Raw genomic sequence first — 17,698 nt, forward strand, 5'->3', positions numbered from 1 at the left:
ATTCCGTTCGCGGAGCGGGACAACAACCCGAACATGCGTACGGGTTCCTGATCTTCGCGTGAAGCGAAGCGGCAGGCGCAGTACGACGGGCACCGGATCTTTCCGGTGCCCGTTTTGCGTTCGGGGGGGGCGTCACGAATCCCAAAGCGAGACTGTGGGTAACCCATGGAGGTTGCGATCCCTGCTGCCGAGTGCGATTCCTACATGAGTGCCGTTGACCACGACATCCTCCCGCCATCGAAGCCTCGGACGATCGAGCCGATGAGTTCGCTCCGTTCGTTCGGCCCCGATGCCATCGAATGCGCGCGCATCACTGCGCTGCATGCCCGCACGTTTTCACTCGCCAGTCGCCTGCTGCCGGTGGAAAAGCGACGGGCCGCCAACGCCCTGTATGCGTTCTGTCGGCTCGCCGACGACCTCGTCGACCAGCAGACGGCGCGCTCACCCGAAGAGCTGCGACGCGACCTCGCCCTCTACCGCGAGCGCCTGGACCTCGCCCTGGGCGGCGCGGCGGACAGCGCGGTGTTGCGCGAACTGATGCGTGTGGTGCACACGTACGCGGTTCCCTCCCACCCGCTGTACGAGCTGCTCGATGGGGTCGCCCGGGATCTGGTCTCACAGCGCTACGAGCGCTGGGCCGACGTGTCACGTTACTGCGAAGGTGTCGCGAGCTCCGTGGGCGAGATGTGCACCTACGTGTTCGGTGTGCCCGGCGCCAGTCGTGACGCGGGCGACGAGCGGTTCGCGACCGCTATCCGCCATGCCCGCACGCTGGGCCGTGCCATGCAGCTCACCAACATCCTCCGCGATGTGGGTGAAGACGCGCGTCGCGGGCGTTGCTACCTGCCCGCCGAGGAGCTGGCACAGTTCGGCCTGACCGTGGATGCCGTGCTGCACGATCCGACCATTGTGCGGCATGCCGGATGGGTGCCGCACATGCAGTTCCAGATTGCACGGGCTCGGCAGCTGTATGCTGAATCCGCGCCGGGCATCTCCATGCTGGCCGCTGATGCACAGCGCTGTGCCATCGCCTGCGCGCGTGGCTATGCCGGCATTCTCGGTGCCATCGAATCACAGGGCTACGATACGGTGTCACGTCGAGCCCGCATGAACACGCCGGCTCGTCTGCGCTTGCTCTGGCAGGCCTGGCGACATCGCCCTGAATCGCCAAACGGCACCTGCCCGCCAAGCAGTGGATCGCCGTGGCGGGAAGCCAATACCCTGACGCCGTCGTGAACACTTCGACTCCCCTGTTCCGCGTGGCCGTGTTTGCGCTGATCGCACACGCCGTCCTGAGTGCGTTCTCGGCGTTTGCGTTCGCCACGTTTCTGGTGCCGCCATACCCGGAGTGGCTGCAAACGCCCACCAATCAGCGGGTGATGGCACTGGGTTACACGTTCGGCGGACAGACCACAGTGGTGCTGGGCGCTGTGGCTGGTTTGGCTTTTCTCGCGCATGCCATCGGAAAGCGGTCAGCGCTGATCACGTTTGCGGTGGCATTCGTGCTGTCGCTCAGCTCAGAACTGGCCGGCACCGCCACCGGGTTTCCCTTTGGCGCGTACGGTTACACCGATCAGTTGGGTTACAAGATCGCCGGGTTGGTGCCATTCAATATCCCCACATCGTGGTTCTACATGCTGGTAGCCTCGCTCGCCATCTGCGGACGCACCATGGCCGCACGGGATGACAACGCGACCAAGTGGTGGTGGGCCCTCATCGGTGGTCTTGTACTCACCGCGTGGGATGTGTCCATGGACCCCGCCATGGTGAAGACGCGCCACTGGCTCTGGCTGGGCGGTGATCTTTCACAGGCCTCGGCACTGCAGCAGTTCATCGGCACGCCATTCTTCTTTGGCATGCCGCTCACCAACTGGCTGGGGTGGATTCTCACCGGCGTGCTCGTGGCGCGCGCGATGCTGGCCATCGTGCCACCGAGTGTGTGGGCTCGCCAGGTGTCGCCCTCCAACCTGCCCCTCGCGCTGTATGCCGTGAACGGCCTGCTGCCGCTGGCCATCTGCTTCGCGCAGGATATGGTGCTGGCTGGTGTGCTTGGGACGATCGCCATGGGTGTGCCATTGGTGCTCGCCCTGCGTCGCAGTGAAGGGACGTTCCGTGCCGGCGCCCCCACCGTCGCCTGATGCGCATCGTTGTCATCGGCAGTGGATTTGGCGGATTGGCCGCGGCCATTCGCTTGCAGGCACAAGGGCATAGCGTCACCATCGTCGAGAAGCTCGACCAGCCTGGTGGGCGGGCCTGTGTGTTCAAGCAGGACGGCTTCACCTTCGATGCCGGCCCCACGATCATCACGGCGCCGTGGGTGCTCGACGAGATCTTCGCGCTCACTGGCCGCCGCACCGCCGACTTCGTGTCGCTGGTGCGCCTCGATCCGTTCTACAACATCCGTTTCGAGGACGGCTCGGTGTTCCGCTACAACAGCGACACCGATGCCCTGCGCGCGCAGGTGCGGCAATTCGCGCCGCAGGATGAAGCGGGCTACCTGACCTTCCGCGAAAAGGCCGGCGCGATCTTCGATGCTGGCATGCCGCTCATCGACCAGCCGTTCACCAACATCTCGTCCATGGTGAAGGCACTGCCGTCGTTGCTGCGCACCCGCGCCGACCGTTCGGTGGCCGCAATGGCCAACACCTATCTCTCCGACGAGCGGCTACGGCAAGTATTCTCGTTCCATCCGCTGCTGGTGGGTGGCAACCCGTTCCGCGCGTCATCGATGTACGCGCTCATCCACAAGCTCGAACAGCAGTGGGGCGTGCTGTTCTGCATGGGCGGTACGGGCGCGCTCGTGCAGGGATTGGTGCGTGCCTTCGAAGAGCTCGGCGGCACCATGCGCTACGAGCACGAGGTGGCCGAAGTGATGGTGAGCAACGGGCGCGCGACCGGCGTTCGTTGTCAGAATGGCGCCCAGTTCGCGGCCGATGCCGTGGTGTGCAATGGCGATGTGGTGCAGGCGTATCGCTCGCTCATCAAGCCAGAGCATCATCCACGCACATCGGCACGACGTCTCGAGCGCATGCGGCACTCGATGTCCCTGTTCGTGATCTACTTCGGCACCAATCGGCAGTATCCCGACATCGCACACCACGAGATCCTCATGGGTCCGCGGTACCGCGAGCTCCTCGAAGACATCTTCGAGCGGAAGATTCTGGCCGATGATTTCTCGCTCTATTTGCACCGCCCCACGGCGACCGATCCCTCTCTCGCACCGCCGGGTTCTGATGCGTGGTATGTGCTGTCACCCGTCCCGCACCTGGGCAGCGGCACCGACTGGGAGCGCGTGAGCGAACGCTATCGCGATCGCATCATGCAGTATCTCGAAGAGCGGTACCTGCCGGGATTGTCGCAGCATGTCGTCACCGAGCGTCGCATCGACCCGCGCTACTTCGAGGGCACGCTCAACAGCTATCTGGGTAGCGCCTTTGGACCCGAGCCCGTGCTCACGCAATCGGCCTGGTTCCGCCCGCACAACCGCGATCGGGATATCACGAATCTCTATTTCTGCGGCGCGGGGACACATCCGGGAGCGGGGCTGCCGGGGGTGATATCAAGCGGGAAGATTGTGGCGGAGATGATTGGGGCTGCGCGGCGGGACTGAGGGCACTGCAAGAGAAGCGGTGGGTGGGACGGGAACTGCTGGGAGGTGGGTTTTAGGGGGCTTGGTGAGAGGCTGTAGGTGATAGGTGATAGGTCGGACCGGCACCGTGGCGCTTCGACTCCAATGCCAGCTCCTACCTACCACCTGCAGCTCACAGCCTCGTACCGAGCCCCCTAAGACCCACCTCCCTGCTGTACCGTAGTCCCCGCCGGTCCCTCCCCTACGCCCCCCTCCCCTCCCCCAACTACATTTCCCGGGATGAACATTTCCATTACCCCGACCGAAACCGCAGGCGTCTCTCGCCGTCTGCAAATCACGGTGCCGGCCGATACGGTGGCATCGTATGAAGACCAGGCGGCGCGCAAGTACGCGACCCAGGTGCGCATTCCCGGCTTCCGTCCGGGGAAGGCTCCACCGTCGATGGTTCGCAAGCGCTTCCCCGAAGCCGTGCGTCAGGAAGCGATCGAACTGGTGATCAATGACGCGTTCCGTGAGGCTGTCGACCGCGAAGGCTTCAAGCTCGCCGCGCAGCCGCACATCCACGATCTCAAGTCCGAGCCCGGTCAGCCGCTCGAGTTCGAGCTGCACTGCGAAGTGCGCCCCGAGCTGGCGCTCGACAAGATCGATGGTTTCACGATCACCCGCACCGAAACGGCCGTCACCGACGAGCTGATCGAAGAGCAGATCGAGCGCCTGCGTGAGCAGAAGGCCGATTGGACGCCGGTCGAAGAGAAGGCTGCGCCTGGTGACATGGTCACCGTGATCCTGTCCACCGAAGAGACCGATGGCATCCTGCCCGAGGGCAAGGAATACCGCATCGTGCTCGGCGGCGGTCAGGCCATCCCGGGCATCGAAGAACTCATCATGGAAACCGCGCCCGGCGCCTCGTCCGAGAAGTCGGTACGCTGGCCGGAAGATTTCCCCGATGAAACGCAGCGTGGTGCCACAAAGCTCGTGCGCGTTCAGGTGAAGGACGTCAAGCGCAAGGCATTGCCCGCGCTCGACGACGCGTTCGCGCGTGAAGTCGGTGACTTCGACACGGTGCAGGCGCTGCGTGACGCGGTGCGCACCGACATGGGCGAGCACACCAAGCGTGAATCCGAAGCCGACGTACGCGGTCAGCTCATCGAGCAGATCGTGACGGCCAATCCGTTCGATGTGCCGAAGGCGTGGGTGCGTCAGCTGGTGGACGGCTACATGCAGATGTATGGCGTGCCCGATGCGCAGAAGCAGACGTTCTCGCAGGAGTTCTATCCGATGGCCGAGCGTCAGGTGCGTCGTGACCTGGTGATCGACACGCTGGCCGAGCGCGAGTCGCTGACGGCGAGTGCGGCCGATGTGGACGCGCGCGTCGAAGAGCTGGCCAAGGCCCGGAACGCCGATCCGGGGCAAGTGTACGCGCAGCTCCAGAAGTCGGGACGCCTCACGGAAGTGGAGCGCGAGCTGACCGAAGACCGTGTCTTCGCCTGGCTGCTCGAGAAGAACCCCGTGACGGCAGCCTAAGCTGACGTCCGACCAGAAGAATCCCATACCGGAGAGTCGCAGCATGGCGTCGATCTACATGCCGTACATCATCGAGCGTTCGAGCCGTGGTGAGCGGACGTATGACATCTTCTCGCGGCTCCTCATGGACCGCATCATCTTCCTGGGGTCGCCGATCAACGACGACGTCGCGAACATCATCATCGCGCAGATGCTGTTCCTCGACGCGGACAACCCCGAGAAGCCGATCCACCTGTACATCAACTCCCCGGGTGGTTCGGTGTCGGCTGGCCTGGCCATGTACGACACGATGCAGTTCATCAAGGCGCCGGTGTACACCACGTGCATGGGCATGGCGGCCTCAATGGGCGCCTTCCTGCTCTGCGCCGGTGCGCCGGGCCATCGTGCGGCGCTGCCGCACAGCCGCATCATGATTCACCAGCCGTCGCAGAACGGTGGCGGCGGCTCGGCCTCGGACATCGAAATCCAGGCCCGCGAAATCCTGTACCTCCGTTCCAAGATGAACGAACTGATGGCCAAGCACACCGGCCGTCAGGTGGAACAGGTGGAGCGTGACACGGACCGTGACCGCTTCATGAGCGCCGACGATGCCAAGGAGTACGGCCTGATCGACAATGTGATCCAGGTCCAGGCTGAGCTGGTGCCTGCTGGGCGCTAAACGGCGGTTGTGGGTCGCGCGGTAGCGGGTTTGGGGGTGAACGGATCGGGTTCGGGCAATGGGTAGTGGGGTGCGAGTCTCGGCACCCGCCACCTTGTACCCGAAACCCGGCTGTTCACCCCCAAACTCGTTTCCCCGCTACCCGCCCCGCTTTGTGGTGTAGTAAGGTCCAGCCGCGAAGACCACTGTGGTTTTTGGTCCCAGGTGCCGACACTCATCTCGGCGTGATCTTCGCTTGACCCTGCCCGCCGAACAGGGTTAACTCTCTACGTATGTGCAACATGGGCCGCCACGGATGGTGGCGCCGGACATGTTGTTGCACTCAATCGGGAAGCCGGCCTCCCCCGTTAGCCCCGTACCGGATCGCAATGTCCCACGACAAGCATCTCCGCTGCTCCTTCTGCGGCAAGTCCAAGGACGCCGTCCGGAAGTTCATTTCGGGCCCGTCGGTCTACATCTGCAACGAGTGCATCGCGCTCTGCAATGAGATCCTGGCGGAGGACGAAGAGCGCGAGGTCGCTGAATCGATCACGCAGGTGCCCACGCCCCGCGAGATCAAGAACACCCTCGACCAGTACGTGATCGGGCAGGATCAGGCCAAGAAGGCGCTGTCGGTGGCGGTGTACAACCACTACAAGCGCATCAATGCCTCCAGCTCGGCCCGTGAAGACGACGTCGAACTCGACAAGTCCAACATCCTGCTGATCGGCCCCACCGGCGTCGGCAAGACGCTGCTGGCGCAAACGCTGGCGCGCATTCTGGACGTGCCGTTCACCATCGCCGATGCCACCACGCTGACTGAAGCCGGCTACGTCGGTGAGGACGTGGAGAACATCCTCGTGCGCCTGCTGCAGGCTGGTGACTTCAACGTCGCCGAGTGCGAGCGTGGCATCGTCTACATCGACGAAATCGACAAGATCGCGCGCAAGTCGGAAAACCCGAGCATCACGCGTGACGTGTCGGGCGAAGGCGTGCAGCAGGCCCTGCTCAAGATTCTCGAAGGCACGGTGGCCAGTGTGCCGCCGCAGGGCGGCCGCAAACATCCACAGCAGGAGTACATCCAGATCAACACGAAGGACATCCTCTTCATTTGCGGAGGGGCCTTCGACGGCCTGGAGAAGATCATCGAGGCGCGCACGGGCCGTCGCATGATCGGCTTTGGCGACGAGAAGCCGGACACGAAGGTCGTGTCCATCGGCAAGACGACGCCCAAGACGCCGTTCGCGGAAGTGGAGCCGGACGACCTGCTTCGCTTCGGCATCATTCCGGAGCTCGTGGGTCGTCTCCCCGTGTGTGTGCCGCTCGAGGCACTCGACGAGGAGGCGCTCATGTCCATCCTCAAGGAGCCGAAGAACGCGCTGACCAAGCAGTACCAGCGCCTGTTCGACCTCGAGGAAGTGAAGATCACCTTCGAAGAATCGGCGCTGCGTGCCGTGGCGGCCAAGGCGCTCAAGCGCGGCACAGGCGCCCGCGGCCTGCGCGCGATTCTCGAAGAAACGCTACTCGACACCATGTTCGACCTGCCCACGCGAGAGGATGTCGTGGAGGTGCGTGTCACCGAAGCCGCCGTACAGAGCGGCGGCCCACCGCTCCTCGAGATCGCGCCCAAGCGGCAGAAGAAGGAAGCCTGACCACACCACGCACTCAAAGGACCGGCAGCCACAGGTTGCCGGTCCTTCCGCTTCGCGACGTCGTGTTGTTCCCACACGTCGCCATGCCCCTGCTCATCGGTCGCGCCGGCTCGCTCGCCGCAGTAGCCGAGGCCCTCGAAGGCTCGCGTGAACTCCTGCTCGTCACGCAGCAGGATCCCGAAGTCGCCCAGCCCACCGGCAACGACCTGTATCGCATCGGCGTGCGGGCACGACTGCAGCAGGCCAGCCGCGTATCCGGCGGCACCATGAAGATCCTGGTCGATGCGACCGAGCGCGTGATCGTGCGCCGGTTCGGCGTCAACAAGCCGAAGGACAGCAAGGCGAGCCCGTTTCTCGAAGCGCGTTTCGACGCGCTCCCGCTGGAACGACCAGCGCGTAAGGCTGCCGAGCAGACCTCGGCGCAGGTGCGCCATGCGCTGTCGTTGTTCGAGGAGTACGCCGGTCTGCACCGCCGCCTCGCCCCGGAAATCGTGGGCATGTTGCAGGGGCTCGAGCAGGAAGAGCGCATCGCCTACGGCATCGCGGCGCACCTGCAGATCACGATCGACCAGCGCCAGCAACTGCTGGCCGCGAAGTCACTCGACGCGCTCGCGACGCAGCTGACGCAGGTGCTGGGCAGCGAACTCGAGTTGCTCAAGCTCGAACGCAAGATCGACGACCAGGTGCGGAGCTCGCTGTTCCAGAACCAGCGCGAGTTCTTCCTGCAGGAGCAGCTCAGGGTCATTCACCGCGAACTCGGCCAGGATGATGGTGACGAGTTCGAGGATCTCGCGAAGCAGGTGAGCGAACGCGGCCTGCCCGAAGCCGTGCAGACGCGCGCGAACCGCGAGCTGCGCCGCATTCGGCGCAGCTCGCCCACCTCACCCGACGCCGCGGTCTCCCGTGGTTGGCTGGACTGGGTGCTGGCGCTGCCGTGGAATGTGCGCACGGAAGACACCACCGATGTGGACGCCGCGCGGGCGCTGCTGGAGGAAGACCACTTCGGCCTCGAAGAGGTGAAGGAGCGCATTCTCGATCACATCGCCGTGCTCGGGCGTGTCGGCACGCAGCAGGGATCCATCCTGTGTCTCGTCGGTCCGCCGGGTGTGGGCAAGACCTCGCTGGGTCGCTCCATCGCCAAGTCGCTGGGTCGCCGGTTTGTGCGCATGGCGCTGGGCGGCGTGCGTGATGAAGCCGAGATCCGTGGTCATCGCCGCACGTACATTGGCTCGATGCCGGGACGCATCCTGCAGGCGATGCGGCGTGCGGATTCCATGAATCCCGTCATCCTGCTCGACGAGATCGACAAGCTGGGCAGCGATTGGCGCGGTGATCCTGCCGCCGCACTGCTCGAAGTGCTCGACCCCGAGCAGAACAAGGCATTCAACGATCACTACCTCGAGGTCGACTACGATCTGTCGCAGGTGATGTTCGTGACCACCGCCAACTCGCTGAGTGGTATCCCGGAGGCGCTGCGTGATCGCATGGAGATCATCCGGCTGCCCGGCTATCTCGAGAGCGAAAAGCTGGCGATTGCACGTCGCTATCTCGTGCCCAAGCAGCTCACGTCCAATGGTGTCCCGGCCGCGCAGGTGACACTGGCCGACGACGTACTGCCGGCCGTGATCCGTGGCTGGACGCGTGAGAGCGGTGTGCGCGATCTCGAGCGGCGCATCGCGCGTCTGTCACGTAAGCTCGCGCGGCGCACGTGGGCCGACGATACGCAGGTCACCGTCAGCCGTGACGAGCTCCCTGCCCTGCTGGGACCCATTCAGCATCAGGACGACGAGCCCACACTCGAGGATCAGGTGGGTGTGGCGTCTGGGCTGGCCTATACCAGCACCGGCGGCGAACTGCTGGAGATCGAAGTGAGCGTGGTGCCTGGCCGCGGCCGCGTACAGCTCACGGGCACGCTGGGCGATGTGATCAAGGAGTCGGCCGCCGCGGCGCTGAGTTATGTGCGCGCACGTGCGACTGCACTGGGTCTGTCGCCGGATTTTTATCGTGAGCGGGACATTCACGTGCACCTGCCCGCTGGCGCGACGCCCAAGGATGGCCCATCAGCGGGCATTGCGCTGGCCACCGCGTTGACGAGCGCCCTCACGGGCATTCCGGTGCGCGGTGATGTGGCAATGACCGGTGAAGTCACGCTGCGCGGCCGTGTCCTGCCCATTGGGGGGGTGCGTGAGAAAGGTGTGGCCGCGCATCGCCATCGCCTCAAGCACGTCATCATTCCGCAGGGCAACGCGAAGGATCTCGGCGAGCTGCCCGAGGATGTGCGCGGCGGGGTGCAGTGGCACACGGTGAAGACGATGGACGAAGTGCTCGCCCTCGCGTTGCGCCAGCAGCCGGTCGGCCTCGCCAGCGATGTGCCAGCGCCTGCCCTGGCTGATCGTGAATCGCGTCCGCGATCGCGGAGCCGCTCGTCGTCGCGTCGTCCCGATGCGTCCGGCCGTGAGGGTGCGCGTGAGGGTGTCCTGGTGCACACCGAGCAGGGGCAGCCCACGTGAGCGACACGGACACGTCCGCCGACATGCCGGTGGACAAGACGGCTGCCACGCCCGATCCGATGGTGATCCGTCACCTCGAGTATCTCGGGCCGATGGCCACGGTGGATGGCTGGCGCCCTGACAACCAGTTGCCGGAAATCGCGTTCGCGGGCCGCTCGAACGTGGGTAAGAGCTCTCTGCTCAACAAGCTGATGCGCCGCAAATCGTTTGCGCGCGTCAGTACGACGCCCGGGCGCACACGCGAGATTCATTTCTTCGACGTGAACCATCAGTTCGTGCTGGCCGACCTGCCGGGCTACGGCTACGCGCGCATCAGCAAGGCGCGCAAGGCGGAATGGCGGCCGCTGATCGAAGGATATCTCGGTACCAGTCCCCGGCTGCAGGGCGTGGTGCAACTGCTCGACGTGCGCCACGATCCCACCGACGAAGACTACGTCATGATGGACTTTCTGGCGGAAGTCGGGGTACCAACCATCGTGGCCATCACCAAGACCGACAAGCTCAAGCCGGTGCAGGCCCGGGCGCGGGTCGAAGAGCTGTGCAAGCGATTGGGGCTCGACCCCGATCAGGTGGTGCCGTTTTCGGCGCAGACCGGTGAAGGCCGCAATGAGCTGGCCGCGGCCTTGATGCAATTGCTGGCCATGCCCGACTGGCGAACCGTGGCGGAGGATGAGGAGGAGCAGTGATGCGAGCCGTGCTGCGAGGTGACAAGCGACGTGCACCCGATTTTCGCAGGCTCCTCTGGCTTCCGGCCTGCCTCGCGCTGCTGGCCTGCGCTGGTGCGACTCCGGCGCCCGCACAGGCTCAGGTGGCTCCGGCCATTCTGCCAACTATTTCCGGCGACACACTCGATCCCAACTGGATACCTGCCGGGTTTGGCACCCTGCGGCAGGATGACATCGCGCTCAAGACTTCACCGTCATCGGGTCTGCAGGTGCGCGCCATCCCGGTCGACGAGCGTTTCATCCGACTGCTCTCACCCGACTCCTATCGCGCCCTGCGCGAACTGGTGAACGGCAATGAGCGCAAGCTGCAAGCCATTCGCGAGCGCAGCCGCCTGCCCAGCTATTCAATCTGGTACGTCAGCTTCTTTGCGATCGAGCAGGGCGAGACGCGGTTCTCGCCGCAGGAGTTCATCATCTCCAACACGGGTCGCGATTTCCGACCGCTGGACATGGTGCCGCTGACACCGGGCTTCGGTGAGTACCGCCTGCGCCAGCGCGAGGTGCAATCCGCCCTGCTGGTGTTCGACGGGCAGCTCGATCTCAATCAGCCGGTCAGTGCCCAGATGGAGAGCGCCCCCACGGTGACCGATTGGGGTTCCGTGCTACAGCGCGTGGAGCGCGAACGGGCAGCCGTACGGTCACGAGCAGGGGCGAAAAAGAGATTCTGAGTTTCGGGGGAGAGTTCGGAGCTCGACCTCCAACACCCGAAACTCAGACCCGAAACCCGTCTCACGGCAGGTCAGCCCAAACCCGTCCTCGCGCGGCCCGGAACCGCCGCGCGCAAGACATCCTCCACCGCTCCCGCATCACCCGTACGCAGCAGCCACATGGCGTGTCGTACCGCCTCATGCTCGCGCGGCCACGCCAGCTCAGCTTGAACGTCATCGGCAGTCCGCCACCGAGCCAGATCGTGTTCTTCGCTCAGTAGGACGGCATCATCATCCAACGTGTCTGCATCGACCACGGCCGCGAACACCAGCGCCAGCTGCACGGTGTCCATGACGGGGATGTAGAACGGGTTCACGGCGAGATTGTAGAGCCGATCGACACGAAACCCGGTCTCCTCGAAGACTTCACGGCATGCCGCATCGGCCGGGCGCTCTCCGGCCTCGATACGGCCATGCACGATTTCCCAGGCCCCGGTGCATCGGGTACCGACCGCGCGCCGCAGGGTGAGCACCCGCCACCGCGCGGGATAGACGCCCTCTGCTGCCGGCGCCAGCACCACCACATCGACGATGCGTGCCGCAATGCGGGTCGCCCCGTCGGTGCCATCCGCACCACTGTCCCGTCCCGCCGCCATCCCCGCACCTCGCACAAAGTCGTGTGCCTGCAGACTGCTCACATCACGGGGAATGCTAGGCTATCGCTTGCCCTCCGGCGAGCGACGCGGCGACCTTTCCGGTGATGACGACGCTCGACGAATTCCGCGCACGCGCCGAGGGCTGCCGATCGACCGGCGGACTCGTGCCCGTCTGGCGCGACTGCCTGCTCGACCTCTGCACGCCCGTCTCCGCGTTTGCGAAGCTGCGGCGCGGCCCCTTTGCGTTCCTGCTCGAGTCCGCGGTCACGCGGGGTGAGGCGTGGTCACGCTACACCTATCTGGGCACCGAACCACGCGGGGCGTGGCGGCTGCGTGATGGCGTCGTGGAAGACTGGACCGAGGAAGCCGGCTGGCACGGGGCCCGCACGCCCGCCGATCCCATCGCGGACCTGCGCGCCATCGTGCGCGACATGAATCCGGTGGATGCGCCAGAGCTGGGCGCGCTGTGGAGCGGCGCGTTTGGCTTCTTCTCGTACGACGTGGTGCGGCATATCGAACGGTTGCCCAATGCCCCACCACGGGCGCTGAGTTATCCCGATGCCTGCTTCGTGTTCACCGACGCGCTCGTGGTCATCGACAACTGGCGCGGTCAGGCGCGCGTGATCGTTTCGGTGCCGGTGGCTGGTGGCGCTGATGCGGCGGCGCTCGATGCGCAGTACGCCAAGGCCGTCGCGACGCTCGACGAAACCATCGCCCGCCTGCAGAGTCCCGAGACCTTGCCGCCGCTCACACTCAACGAGCGTGCCGCACCGGCTACGGCAGTGTCGATGTATCCGCGTGAGGACTTTCTGCGCGATGTCGATCGCATCAAGGAATACATCCTCGCTGGCGATGTTTTCCAGGCGCTGCTCGCTCGCCGCATGGAAGTGCCGCTCGACTTCGACACGACGACGCTCTACCGCGCTCTTCGCGCGCTGAATCCCTCGCCGTACATGTACCACCTGTTCCTCGACGGCCTCGAACTGGTGGGCAGCTCACCAGAGTTGCTTGTACGGGTAGCTGACGGGCGCCTCACCGTGCGCCCCATCGCCGGCACCCGCCCGCGCGGCAAGACGCAGGAAGAAGACGACGCGCTGGCCGCCGAGCTTCTGGCCGACGAAAAGGAACGCGCCGAGCATGTCATGCTTGTGGACCTGGGCCGCAATGATGTGGGTCGCCTCGCCAAGTACGGAACGGTCGAGGTCACCGATCTCATGGTCGTCGAGCGGTACTCACATGTGTTCCACATCGTGAGCCAGGTGGAAGGGGAACTCGCCGATGGGTCGAGTGCGCTCGACGCGTTCCGCGCCGTGTTCCCCGCGGGCACCATGACGGGCGCGCCCAAGGTACGCGCGATGGAAATCATCGACGAACTCGAGCCGGAACGTCGCGGCGCATACGCTGGCGCGCTCGGTGTCATCGGCGCGGGCGACACCCGCATGGATCTCGCCATCACTATTCGCACCTGTGTCATTGCAGACGGCGTGGCTTCGGTGCAGGCGGGCGCAGGCATCGTGTACGACTCAGTGCCCGAGCGTGAGTGGGAAGAGACGGAGAACAAGGCGCGCGCCATGCTGACCGCCATTGGCCGCGCCCGTGGCTGATATGCGGGAGACTCGCGCGTGACGCTCGTGCTCACGTCGGCTTCGGGTGACCGGCGCTTCTCGCTGGTAGGACGCGCCACGCTCGTACTCGGCCGTGATCCGATCAGCGACCTGCCCGTGCTCGATCCGGCCGTGTCACGACGACACGCCGAGCTCGCGCTGGATGACCGCAATCGTGGTATCCAGATCGTCGATCTGGGGTCGCGCAACGGTACATGGATCAACGGTACGCGCGTCAACCGTGGCATCGCGCGACTCGGCGACACCGTGGCGTTTGGCACCGTGACGTTCACGGTGATTGAAGTGGACTCGGTGGCGATGCGGCCCACCCCTTCGTTGTCCGGTCGTGAAGCCAGCGCCACCATGCTGCGTGAGCGCCTGGTGCCGTCGCGCGACCAGGCGCTGGCCGACATCGCCATCAACAACGATCGCGCCACGGCACGCCTCACCCAGCTGGTGCGCATCGCGCAGCGACTGGGCACCTTTGGCGATCTCGAAGGCCTGCTCGATGCGATCGCGACCGATCTGTTCGCGACGTTCGACGCCGATCGCGTCGCGGTCCTGCTGACCGAACCGGATGGCACCTTGAGCACGCGCATCTCACGTGATCGCAAGGGCGCCATTCCCCGCCCGGTGCCGCGGGCCATCGCGCACGGTGTGGCCGAGCGCCAGGTGGCACTGCTTACGAACGACGCCGCACGCGATACCCGTACCGCCGGTGAGTCCGTGCTGCAGCAGGCTGTGAAATCCGCCATGGCCGCTCCGTTGCTGGGAGAGGGACGTGGCACGATGGGCGTGCTGTATGTCGATCATCTGCGTGAGCATCAGGCCTTTCAGGATGATGACCTCGCGCTGCTGGTGGCGTTTGCCGGCATTGCCTCGGCTGCCGTGGAGCGCGAATTGGCTGCCGCTCAGCTGCAGCATGCCGAGCGTGTGCGCGAGAACTTCGAGCGCTACTTCACGCCGCAGCTCGCCGAGCGCATCGCGGGGAGCACCACGCAGGTATCGCTGGGCGGCGTGCGCCAACCCGTCGTGGTGTTGTTCAGCGACATCCGTCACTTCACCGCCATCGCGGAATCGCTGCCCCCCACGGCCATGGCGCAGCAGCTCAACGAGTACTTTGGCGCGATGGTGGACTGCGTGTTCCGGCACGAGGGCGCACTGGACAAGTTCATCGGCGACGCCATCATGGCCTACTGGGGCGCACCGGAAGCGCGTGAAGACGACACCGACCGCGCCGTGGCCGCCGCCCGTGACATGCAGGAGGCACTCGCCCAGCTCAACGAACGGTGGCGCAGCGAAGGGCGTCCCGAGCTGCGGGTAGGTATCGGCATTCACACCGGTGACGCGTTCGTGGGCAACATCGGCTCGCCACGACGCCTCGAGTTCACGCTCATCGGCGACACCGTGAATCTCGCCAGCCGACTCTGCTCACTGGCCAAGAGTGGTGAAGTGCTGGTGAGCGAGGCGATGGTGCACAGCCTCGTGGGCCGTGTGGCGTGCCTGCCGCGCACCGAGTTGCGCGTGTTTCGCCATACCAGCGAAGACAGCCCGGTATGGGAAGTGGCGTCTCCGACACACGGAGCCACCTCGTGAAACTGGCCGTACCCGAAGGCATACGGGAACTGCCGCCCACCGTGAACGTGGCTGGCGCCGACATCACGGCCTTTCCGTCGGTGCGAGACGATCTCGTGACGCTCGTCGAGGCGCATGGATCGCTGTACGAGTGGGCATCCGAGCAACCGCAGTCACGCGCATTGCGTGGACGCGCGCCGGTCTACGTCGCCACACTGCCCACATCGGGTATGCAGGTGGTCGTGCGACATGCCTGGCATGGCGGCTTGCTCGCTCCCATCACCGGCGATCGGTTCCGGCGACCGTCGCGCGCGCCGCGTGAGATGTGGCAATCGCTCGCGTTGCGCGGAGCTGGCGTGCCGACCACGGAGGTGCTGGGTTTCGTGCGCTATGATGCAGGACCAGGGCTGGTGCGTGTCGATGTCGTCACGCTGTACGTACCCGATACGGCAGACCTGGGCATGGTCCTGGCCGGTCTGGCGCCCGATATGGAATGCGATCAGGCACTGGATGCCACGCGAGCGCTGCTGCGCACCCTCGCCCGTCATGGCGTGGTGCACCCGGACCTCAACGTCAAGAACGTGCTGCTCAGGCCTGGACAGGGCGCGGCCCTCGACGCGCTGATGATCGATGTGGACGTCGTGCAATGGGATTCAACGCGACCACCGGATGACACCATGAACCGCAACGTGTCGCGTCTTATCCGCTCGATGACCAAATGGCGCACACACTTCGGGTGTGATTTCGCCGATCGGCGCATCGCGGCGTTCGTGGAAGCCACGCGCGCCGACGCGCTGGCGCTGGAGCACCATTGATGTCGGTGCCGACCACTCCGCCGTTGCCGCCACTGCGCCTCCAGCGCATCGGTATCGTGATGATGAGCGCCGTTGGGGATGCCGTGCACGTCATGCCCATCATCCATGCGCTCAAGGCACATGCCCCCGCAGCGCACATCACATGGGTGCTGCAGCCTGGTCCGGCCACGCTCGTGCGTGGTCATCCCCTGGTGGACGACATCGTGGTGTTCGATCGTTCCCGCGGATGGCAGGCCTTCCTCGACGTACGCCGCGAACTCGCATCGCGGCAGTTCGATGTGGTGCTGGGGTTGCAGGTGTACTTCAAGGCCGGTCTCATCACGGGCTTCACAAAATCTCCAGTGAAGCTCGGGTTTGACCGCGCCCGCGCCCGCGATGCCAACTGGTTGTTCACCACGCACCGCATCGCGCCGCACGTGGGCCAGCATGTGCAGGACCAGTACTTCGAGTTTCTCGACGCACTGGGTGTGCCGCACGGCGCGCCGTCATGGACACTGGGTCCTTGGAACGACGCGGAGCGATCATGGCAACGCGAGTTTGTCGCGCAGTTCGATCGTCCCATCGCGCCTATCGTCGTGGCCACCAGCAAGCCGGCCAAGGATTGGATGCCCGAGCGCTGGGCACGCATCTGCCAGGTGCTGTGGAACGACTTCGGTTTGCAACCGGTGCTCGTGGGCGGCAACTCGGAGCGCGAGCGTGCGGCCGAAGCCATCATCCTGCGTGAGGCACCGATGGCCCACTCCGCACTGGGCAGCGGTCTGCGCAAACTGGCCGCTATCCTCGATGGCGCCGCTGTGGCGCTCTCACCGGACACCGGTCCACTGCACCTCGCCATCGCCCTGCGCACGCCGGTCGTGTCGTTGCTGGGCTACACCAATCCCAAGCGCGTGGGACCCTACGATTTTTCGCACGATCTCATGATCGACGCGTATGGCGATCCGGGCGAGGACTATCCGATCGACATGACCTATCGGGAGGGCCGTCTCGAGCGCATCGGGGTGGACGATGTCGTTGCGAAGCTCCACCACTGGCGTTCCCACTACGCGGCGGCGCGCCTCGCCGATCTCGACGTGCGGGGATTGGGTAGCCGACTAGCGGGTGATTGACCCGAACGCGTACTGAAAGCCGAGCTCCCGCAGCAACATGATCGTGCGGCCCAACGGGAGCCCCATGACGGCAAAGTAGTCGCCATCGACACGTTCGACGATCGTGGCACCATACCCCTGAATGCCGTAGGCGCCGGCCTTGTCCATGGGCTCGCCGGTATCCACGTAGGCCTCGATGAGTGCGCGGTCAAGCACACGGAACTGCACGTCAACGGCCTCCACGCCCGAGCGCACCTGGCCACCATGCGCCACCGCGACGGCGGTGTACACCGTGTGCGAACGCCCCGACAGTCGTTCGAGCATCTGGATGGCATCGCTCCGGTCGCGCGGCTTGCCAAGGATGGCGCCGTCCACCACGACGATGGTGTCCGATCCAATGACCACCGCGTCCGGTTCAGCCACAGCGAGCACCTGCGCCTTGCCGCGGGCCAGACGCTCGCAGTGCGGCACCGGCGCTTCGCCGTCCAGGACCGTCTCGTCGATATCCGCCGGACGGACCTCGTGGGTGATACCCACCAAGGTGAGGAGTTCTCGACGGCGCGGGGACTGCGACGCCAGAATGACGCGGACCGGAGAGCCGGTAGTGGGGAGACCAGACTGGAGAGCCATGTGGGTAAGTTTATGGCGATCGCATGGAATGCCAACGCCCCGCTCTGCC

General features: G+C 65.2%; 15 protein-coding genes. 13 read left to right on the top strand and 2 right to left on the bottom strand.

Going from position 1 to position 17,698, the window contains the following annotated elements:
* The first annotated feature begins 261 nt into the window (after window positions 1-261).
* The 9 genes from VGE27_RS05350 to VGE27_RS05390 all read left to right on the top strand — a co-directional run bounded on the left by VGE27_RS05350 (window position 262) and on the right by VGE27_RS05390 (window position 11,305).
* Window positions 262-1,236 (top strand): phytoene/squalene synthase family protein, encoded by a 975-nt coding sequence (locus VGE27_RS05350; protein WP_331048603.1) that lies wholly within the window; start codon window positions 262-264, stop codon window positions 1,234-1,236.
* The gene (locus VGE27_RS05355) at window positions 1,233-2,138 is read left to right on the top strand and encodes a carotenoid biosynthesis protein (protein ID WP_331048604.1); all 906 of its coding nucleotides are present in this window, start codon (window positions 1,233-1,235) and stop codon (window positions 2,136-2,138) included. Before VGE27_RS05350 ends, VGE27_RS05355 begins: the two co-directional genes overlap by 4 nt.
* Window positions 2,138-3,610 carry a phytoene desaturase gene (locus tag VGE27_RS05360; RefSeq protein ID WP_331048605.1) on the top strand — a complete coding sequence of 491 codons (1,473 nt, stop codon included), beginning with the start codon at window positions 2,138-2,140 and terminating at the stop codon, window positions 3,608-3,610. Before VGE27_RS05355 ends, VGE27_RS05360 begins: the two co-directional genes overlap by 1 nt.
* A gap of 258 nt (window positions 3,611-3,868) precedes the next feature.
* A complete protein-coding gene (gene tig, locus VGE27_RS05365; RefSeq protein ID WP_331048606.1) occupies window positions 3,869-5,113 on the top strand; it encodes a trigger factor in 1,245 nt (414 codons plus the stop codon).
* Between the two features lie 43 nt (window positions 5,114-5,156).
* Window positions 5,157-5,771 carry an ATP-dependent Clp protease proteolytic subunit gene (locus VGE27_RS05370; RefSeq protein ID WP_331048607.1) on the top strand — a complete coding sequence of 205 codons (615 nt, stop codon included), beginning with the start codon at window positions 5,157-5,159 and terminating at the stop codon, window positions 5,769-5,771.
* A 368-nt stretch (window positions 5,772-6,139) separates the two neighbouring features.
* Window positions 6,140-7,402 (top strand): ATP-dependent Clp protease ATP-binding subunit ClpX, encoded by a 1,263-nt coding sequence (gene clpX, locus VGE27_RS05375; RefSeq protein WP_331048608.1) that lies wholly within the window; start codon window positions 6,140-6,142, stop codon window positions 7,400-7,402.
* 35 nt (window positions 7,403-7,437) lie between these two features.
* Window positions 7,438-9,912 (top strand): endopeptidase La, encoded by a 2,475-nt coding sequence (gene lon, locus VGE27_RS05380; protein WP_331048609.1) that lies wholly within the window; start codon window positions 7,438-7,440, stop codon window positions 9,910-9,912.
* A complete protein-coding gene (gene yihA, locus VGE27_RS05385; protein ID WP_331048610.1) occupies window positions 9,909-10,598 on the top strand; it encodes a ribosome biogenesis GTP-binding protein YihA/YsxC in 690 nt (229 codons plus the stop codon). Before lon ends, yihA begins: the two co-directional genes overlap by 4 nt.
* Window positions 10,598-11,305 carry a hypothetical protein gene (locus VGE27_RS05390; RefSeq protein WP_331048611.1) on the top strand — a complete coding sequence of 236 codons (708 nt, stop codon included), beginning with the start codon at window positions 10,598-10,600 and terminating at the stop codon, window positions 11,303-11,305. Before yihA ends, VGE27_RS05390 begins: the two co-directional genes overlap by 1 nt.
* Before the next feature lie 71 nt (window positions 11,306-11,376).
* On the opposite strand, the gene VGE27_RS05395 is transcribed toward VGE27_RS05390, so the two are convergent.
* Complete coding sequence (locus VGE27_RS05395; protein WP_331048612.1) at window positions 11,377-11,982, bottom strand: NUDIX domain-containing protein; 606 nt, start codon at window positions 11,980-11,982, stop codon at window positions 11,377-11,379.
* A gap of 62 nt (window positions 11,983-12,044) precedes the next feature.
* Here VGE27_RS05395 and VGE27_RS05400 point away from each other — a divergent pair, with 62 nt between their 5' ends.
* Genes VGE27_RS05400 through VGE27_RS05415 form a run of 4 tightly spaced genes read left to right on the top strand, consistent with a single transcriptional unit; the run spans window position 12,045 to window position 17,040 of the window.
* Window positions 12,045-13,544 (top strand): anthranilate synthase component I family protein, encoded by a 1,500-nt coding sequence (locus tag VGE27_RS05400; RefSeq protein WP_331048613.1) that lies wholly within the window; start codon window positions 12,045-12,047, stop codon window positions 13,542-13,544.
* 18 nt (window positions 13,545-13,562) lie between these two features.
* The gene (locus tag VGE27_RS05405) at window positions 13,563-15,140 is read left to right on the top strand and encodes an adenylate/guanylate cyclase domain-containing protein (RefSeq protein WP_331048614.1); all 1,578 of its coding nucleotides are present in this window, start codon (window positions 13,563-13,565) and stop codon (window positions 15,138-15,140) included.
* Window positions 15,137-15,934 carry a lipopolysaccharide kinase InaA family protein gene (locus VGE27_RS05410; RefSeq protein WP_331048615.1) on the top strand — a complete coding sequence of 266 codons (798 nt, stop codon included), beginning with the start codon at window positions 15,137-15,139 and terminating at the stop codon, window positions 15,932-15,934. The genes VGE27_RS05405 and VGE27_RS05410 overlap by 4 nt, the downstream gene beginning before the upstream one ends.
* Entirely contained in the window at window positions 15,934-17,040 is a 1,107-nt protein-coding gene (locus VGE27_RS05415; RefSeq protein WP_331048616.1) for a glycosyltransferase family 9 protein, read from the top strand. The genes VGE27_RS05410 and VGE27_RS05415 overlap by 1 nt, the downstream gene beginning before the upstream one ends.
* Here VGE27_RS05415 and VGE27_RS05420 read toward each other — a convergent pair.
* Window positions 17,026-17,649: a Maf family protein gene (locus tag VGE27_RS05420; RefSeq protein ID WP_331048617.1), complete on the bottom strand. Its 624-nt coding sequence runs from the start codon at window positions 17,647-17,649 to the stop codon at window positions 17,026-17,028. The genes VGE27_RS05415 and VGE27_RS05420 overlap by 15 nt on opposite strands.
* Between the last annotated feature and the right edge of the window lie 49 nt (window positions 17,650-17,698).

It is taken from the genome of Gemmatimonas sp. (genome assembly GCF_036405635.1).
Taxonomy (GTDB): domain Bacteria; phylum Gemmatimonadota; class Gemmatimonadetes; order Gemmatimonadales; family Gemmatimonadaceae; genus Gemmatimonas.

Coding starts and splice junctions, on each gene's coding strand:
- VGE27_RS05350 (WP_331048603.1), top strand. CDS start 262: ATGAGTTCGCTCCGTTCGTTCGGCCCCGATGCCATCGAATGCGCGCGC.
- VGE27_RS05360 (WP_331048605.1), top strand. CDS start 2,138: ATGCGCATCGTTGTCATCGGCAGTGGATTTGGCGGATTGGCCGCGGCC.
- tig (WP_331048606.1), top strand. CDS start 3,869: ATGAACATTTCCATTACCCCGACCGAAACCGCAGGCGTCTCTCGCCGT.
- VGE27_RS05370 (WP_331048607.1), top strand. CDS start 5,157: ATGGCGTCGATCTACATGCCGTACATCATCGAGCGTTCGAGCCGTGGT.
- clpX (WP_331048608.1), top strand. CDS start 6,140: ATGTCCCACGACAAGCATCTCCGCTGCTCCTTCTGCGGCAAGTCCAAG.
- VGE27_RS05390 (WP_331048611.1), top strand. CDS start 10,598: ATGCGAGCCGTGCTGCGAGGTGACAAGCGACGTGCACCCGATTTTCGC.
- VGE27_RS05400 (WP_331048613.1), top strand. CDS start 12,045: ATGACGACGCTCGACGAATTCCGCGCACGCGCCGAGGGCTGCCGATCG.
- VGE27_RS05415 (WP_331048616.1), top strand. CDS start 15,934: ATGTCGGTGCCGACCACTCCGCCGTTGCCGCCACTGCGCCTCCAGCGC.
- VGE27_RS05420 (WP_331048617.1), bottom strand. CDS start 17,649: ATGGCTCTCCAGTCTGGTCTCCCCACTACCGGCTCTCCGGTCCGCGTC.